Annotated in this window: 5 protein-coding genes and 1 tRNA gene; 4 read left to right on the top strand and 2 right to left on the bottom strand. The window is 72.7% G+C overall.

Annotation, left to right across the window (positions count from 1 at the left end):
• Positions 1–91: 91 nt before the first annotated feature.
• Positions 92–175, top strand: a tRNA-Leu gene (locus J1M44_RS06105).
• A gap of 74 nt (positions 176–249) precedes the next feature.
• On the opposite strand, the gene J1M44_RS06100 is transcribed toward J1M44_RS06105, so the two are convergent.
• Positions 250–600, bottom strand: a complete 351-nt coding sequence (locus tag J1M44_RS06100) for a universal stress protein (RefSeq protein ID WP_002858206.1) — start codon at positions 598–600, stop codon at positions 250–252.
• Positions 601–776: 176 nt separating this feature from the next.
• Here J1M44_RS06100 and J1M44_RS06095 point away from each other — a divergent pair, with 176 nt between their 5' ends.
• From J1M44_RS06095 to tctA, 3 genes are read left to right on the top strand one after another with little or no spacing between them, the layout of a single operon-like run.
• Positions 777–1784, top strand: a complete 1008-nt coding sequence (locus tag J1M44_RS06095) for a tripartite tricarboxylate transporter substrate binding protein (protein WP_136940461.1) — start codon at positions 777–779, stop codon at positions 1782–1784.
• Positions 1781–2341 (top strand): tripartite tricarboxylate transporter TctB family protein, encoded by a 561-nt coding sequence (locus J1M44_RS06090; protein ID WP_144825020.1) that lies wholly within the window; start codon positions 1781–1783, stop codon positions 2339–2341. Before J1M44_RS06095 ends, J1M44_RS06090 begins: the two co-directional genes overlap by 4 nt.
• A 1-nt stretch (position 2342) precedes the next feature.
• Entirely contained in the window at positions 2343–3848 is a 1506-nt protein-coding gene (gene tctA, locus J1M44_RS06085; RefSeq protein ID WP_002858211.1) for a tripartite tricarboxylate transporter permease TctA, read from the top strand.
• Positions 3849–3959: 111 nt separating this feature from the next.
• Here the strand turns inward: tctA and J1M44_RS06080 are convergent, their stop codons facing one another.
• Positions 3960–4925: an HpcH/HpaI aldolase/citrate lyase family protein gene (locus J1M44_RS06080; RefSeq protein ID WP_144825019.1), complete on the bottom strand. Its 966-nt coding sequence runs from the start codon at positions 4923–4925 to the stop codon at positions 3960–3962.
• Between the last annotated feature and the right edge of the window lie 12 nt (positions 4926–4937).

Raw genomic sequence — 4937 nt, 5'->3', positions numbered from 1 at the left:
GATTTGCACGCCCGGGCGGGCGGGGGTTAGAGTATTCCTCGCTGCCTGTGACGGTCGCCGGATGTCCGGAGCCGAGATCAGGAAGCCGCTCGCGCGAGTGGCGGAATTGGTAGACGCGCTGGCTTCAGGTGCCAGTGTTCGCAAGGACGTGGGGGTTCAAGTCCCCCCTCGCGCACCGAGGACGAAGGCCCCGGAACCACACGGTTCCGGGGCCTTCGGCGTTCCCGGGCTGGTCCGGGCGGGCGGCCCTCACGGCTTGACGCACACCACCGGGACGCGCGCCTCGAGGATGATCTGCTGCGCGGCCGATCCCAGCAGCAGCTTGCCCACGGGGGAGCGGTGCTTCACGCCCACCACGATCCGGCTCGCACCCACGCGCTCGGCGTGCTCGAGCAGGTCGCCGACGGCGTCCCGGCCGCGCTCCTGGGCGTGCGCCACGGACACGGCGACGCCGGCCTCGCGCGACTCCGCCTCGTCCGGCTCGGTCCCGTCGAGGGAGAACCAGACCACGTCCTCTCCGCGCAGGGCCGCCTCGGCCAGGGCGGCCCGCCAGGCCGCGGCGCTCTCGGGGGTGCTGGTTCCGGTGCTGATGATCGTCATGGGGACCACTGTGCGTCATGGTCGCGGTCCCCGTCACCACCCGGACCGGTTGTCGTCGGTCACTCTTCGGACGCAGAGCGCACGCGGCCCCGCTGCGCTGTTACCGTGACCTCCACCACTCGCACCTCTCCCCGGCGCCACTCCCTGGCGGCGGGGTGTCTCTGTTAGGAACCGCCATGTCCTCCACCTCCCCCGACGGCCCCCCGCGCCGACGCACGGGGATCGGCCGGATCGTCTTCAGCGTGATCGCGGTGCTCACCGTGCTCGCGGCCTCCGCCTTCTCCATCCGCTCGGCCTCGGGAGGCAACGACATCCGCACCAACCTGACCCTCATCGCCCCCGCGGCCGCCGGCGGCGGCTGGGACTCGTTCCAGCGCGAGCTGCAGCAGACCATGCGCGTCAACGGGCTCGTGAACAACGTCCAGGTGGTCAACATCCCCGGCGCCGGTGGCAACATCGCCCTCGGTCAGCTGACCACGCTCGAGGACGCGAACAACCTCATGGTGGGCGGCACCGGCCAGATCGCCGCCCACGCGGCCCGTGGCACCGGCCCCGAGCTCTCCGAGGTCACCGCGGTCAGCCGCGTCGTCGAGGAGTACAGCCTCGTGGTGGTCCCGGCGGACTCGCCGTACCAGAGCATGGACGACCTGGTGGACGCCTGGCGCGCGGACCCCGCCCACGTGGCGTGGACCGGCGGCGGCTCCTTCGACCAGCTCGTCATGGCGGACATCGCCCGCACGGCCGGCGTGCCGGTCGCGGACACCACCTACATCCCGTCCGACGGCGGCGGCGAGGCCATCCAGGCCCTGCTCAACGGCACCGCCCAGGCCTCCGCCGGCGGCTTCGCGGACATCTACCCGCAGGTCGATGCCGGCCGACTGCGCGCCCTCGGCGTGGTGGCGGCCGAGCCGCTGGCCGGCGTCGAGGAGATCCCGACCCTGCGCTCCCAGGGCTACGACGTCACGCTCACCAACTGGCGCGCCCTGTTCGTGCCGCCGGGCGTCTCCGCGGAGGAGCGCACCGAGCTCGAGACCCTCATCGCCGAGGCGGTCGACACCCCCGAGTGGAAGGAGGCGGTGCAGCGCAACTACTGGAACCCCGTGCCCCTCTCCGGCACCGAACTCGAGGAGTTCATCGCCGCCGAGAAGGAGCGCATCGGCACGCTGACGGAGGAGATCAAGTGAGCCACGCATCCACCGTCCCCCCCGCAGCCGACGCCCCCTCCCGCTGGGGACGCGCCGCCGGGCTCTCCGGACTCGTCATGCCGGCCGTGCTGGCGGCGTTCAGCCTCTACCTGCTGGTGGGGTCCCTGGCCATGGACACCGACGGCGCCGACTTCCCCGGCCCGGACTTCTTCCCGCTGATCCTCGCGGTCGCGGGCCTCGTGATCGCCGCCGCGCTCGCGGTGGAGGTCGTGCGCGTGCGCCAGGCCCCCGAGGGTCAGGCCGACGCGGACGGCGAGGTCGGCCAGGCGGCCGGCCCGCTGACCCTGTTCCACTCGGACTTCGGCGCGCTGGCCTGGTGCTTCCTCGGCTTCCTCGCGTTCGCCGTCCTGCTGCCCTGGCTGGGGTGGATCCTCACCGGGGCGCTGCTGTTCTGGTGCATCACGCGCGCGTTCGGCGCCCCGCACCCCGTGTTCGACATCCTCGTCGCCCTGTTCGTCTCCTCGTTGGCCTACCTCGGCTTCGCGGTGGCCTTGGGCCTGACCCTGCCCTCGGGCATCCTGGGAGGTGGCTTCTGACATGGAGACCCTCGGACTCCTCATGGAGGGCTTCGCCGGAGCCCTCACCCCCATGAACCTGCTCTGGGTGGTGCTGGGCTGTCTGCTGGGCACCGCGGTCGGCGTGATGCCCGGACTGGGCTCCTCGATGGCCGTGGCCCTGCTGCTGCCCATGACCTTCGCCCTCGAGCCCACCGCCGCGTTCATCATGTTCTCCGGCGTGTACTTCGGCGGCCTCTTCGGCGACTCCACCATGGCCATCCTCATGAACACCCCCGGGCAGGCCTCGGCCATCGCCTCCACGTTCGAGGGCCACCGCATGGCCCAGGACGGCCGGGCGGCCCAGGCCCTGGCGACGGCGGCGCTCGGCGCCTTCATCGGCGGCATGGTGGCCTCGGTGTGCGTCGTGTTCCTCGCCCCCGTGCTGGCGGAGTTCTCCACGAGCTTCGGGCCCGCGGAGTACTTCGCGCTCGCGCTCTTCGCGTTCGTGGCCACCTCCTCGGTGGTCGCCGACTCGGTGCTGCGCGGCCTGGCCTCCCTGGTGCTGGGACTGGGCATCGCCGTCGTCGGGATCGATGCGGTGACCGGCACCGAGCGCTTCACGATGGGCTCCCCGCAGCTGTTCGACGGCATCCCGCTCGTGACCGTCACGGTGGCGATCCTCGCGCTCGGCGAGGTGTTCCACGTGGCCTCCCGGGTGCGCCGCGAGCACGAGGACCTGCGCATCCGCCGCACCGGCCGGCCGTGGCTGTCGGGCGCCGAGTTCCGTGAGGCCGCCCCGGCGTGGCTGCGCGGCACGGCGATCGGCCTGCCGTTCGGCATCGTGCCGGTGGGCGGCTCCGAGGTGCCGACGTTCCTGGCGTACTCGGCCGAGCGGCGCCTGGACCGGCGCCGGGCGCATCCGCAGTTCGGCCGCGGCGCGATCCGCGGGCTGGCGGCCCCGGAGGCCGCGGGCAACTCGACCACCGGCATGGCGATGGGCGCCCTGCTCACGCTCGGCCTGCCCGTCTCCGCGACGGCGGCCATCATGCTGGCGGCGTTCCGCCAGTACGGGCTGCAGCCCGGCCCGCTGCTGTTCGACCGCAGCCCGGACCTCGTGTGGGCGCTGCTGGCGAGCTTCTTCATCGCGATGATCGTGCTGCTGGCGATCAACCTGCCGTTCGCGCAGCTGTGGGCCAAGCTCCTGCTCATCCCGAAGCACTACCTCTACGCGGGGATCACGCTGTTCTGCGGGCTGGGCATCTACGCCACCACGGGCGCGGTGTTCGACCTGCTGATGCTCCTGGGGATCGGCGTGCTGGGCTTCCTGATGCGGCGGTACGGCTACCCGCTGGCGCCGCTGATGATCGGCATGGTGCTCGGCCCGCTCGCGGAGACCAGCCTGCGCGACGCCCTGCTCAGCTCGGTGGGCGACCCGGCCGTGCTCGTCTCCACCCCCATCACGTGGGTGATCTACGGGATCCTGGCGATCGTGCTGGCGTTCTCGGTGCGGGCCGCCGTCGTGCGCCGGACGCGTCAGGACGTGTGAGCGGAGGCGGGATCCGCGCCCCCCAAGGCAACGCGGGTTGAGTTGTCACCGGTGTGCGGCCTCCGCACCCGTGACAACTCAACCCGCGTTTCTGGTGGGCGGTGGCCCCGCTCAGTAGTGGTACGTGTCCGAGGGTGCCGTGATCGCGTTGTCCTGGTCCGGATACCGCGTGGAGTGCACCCCGAACGCGGCGGCCAGCCGGAGGATCTTCTCCGCGCGGGCCTTGCGGGGCAGGTCGGAGCCGTTGCGGATCTCGCCGCCGTCGGCCTCGAAGTCCGCGAGGAACTCGTGGGCCCACGCCAGCTCCTCCTGGGACGGGCTGAGCCCTTCGTTCACGGCCGCGCACTGCTCCGGCGCGAGGCACAGCTTGCCGGTCATGCCGAACTCCGCGGTCACCGCCGTCGCCTCGGCGAGCTTCACGCCGGTGGAGCCCACGGTCGGCCCGTCGATCGCGCCCGGCAGCCCCGTGGCCTTCGCCGCGATCGTGAACTGGGACCGCGTGTACGCCAGCGCCATCGGCGACTCGCCCAGGCCGGTGTCACGGCGGAAGTCGCCGATCCCGAAGGCCAGCCGGAACGTGCCCTTCGCGGCGGCGATCGAGTCGATCCGCTGCAGCCCGCGCGCCGTCTCCACGAGCGCCACGACGGGCACCCCGGGCAGCCGTCGGGCGGTCTCGTTCACGTGGTCCGTGGACTCCACCATCGCCAGCACGACGCCGGCCAGGCCGCCCTCGGCGACCGGCCCGCCCAGGTGCGCGGGCAGGGCCGCGGCGAGCGCCTCGACGTCCTGCTCCCACCACCGCGAGCCGTAGCCGTTGAGCCGCACCCAGCCGGTGTGCCCGGAGGTCAGCCAGGCGACGGCGTCCGCGCGGGCCCGGTCCTTGTCCTTGGGGGCCACGGCGTCCTCGATGTCGAGGATGACGATGTCCGCGGCCGAGTCCTCGGCGGGCTGGAACCGCTCGGGCTGGGCGGCGTTGACCAGCAGCCAGGAGCGGGCGAGCTCCGGGTCGATGCGCTGGCCGGGCACGGGCTGGAACGCGGGGGAGGGGGTGATCGCGGCGGGCAGGGTCACGGTCATGAGGGGCTCCTT

Origin of the sequence: Micrococcus sp. KRD128, assembly GCF_017168395.1 — a bacterium.
Classification (GTDB): Bacteria; Actinomycetota; Actinomycetes; order Actinomycetales; family Micrococcaceae; genus Micrococcus; species Micrococcus luteus.
The sequence above is the reverse complement of the archived record's forward strand: the minus strand, read 5'-3'. Positions and strand labels throughout refer to the sequence as shown.

Excerpts from the sequence above, each read along its gene's own strand:
- J1M44_RS06100 (WP_002858206.1), bottom strand. The coding sequence starts at position 600 with ATGACGATCATCAGCACCGGAACCAGCACCCCCGAGAGCGCCGCGGCC.
- J1M44_RS06095 (WP_136940461.1), top strand. The coding sequence starts at position 777 with ATGTCCTCCACCTCCCCCGACGGCCCCCCGCGCCGACGCACGGGGATC.
- tctA (WP_002858211.1), top strand. The coding sequence starts at position 2,343 with ATGGAGACCCTCGGACTCCTCATGGAGGGCTTCGCCGGAGCCCTCACC.
- J1M44_RS06080 (WP_144825019.1), bottom strand. The coding sequence starts at position 4,925 with ATGACCGTGACCCTGCCCGCCGCGATCACCCCCTCCCCCGCGTTCCAG.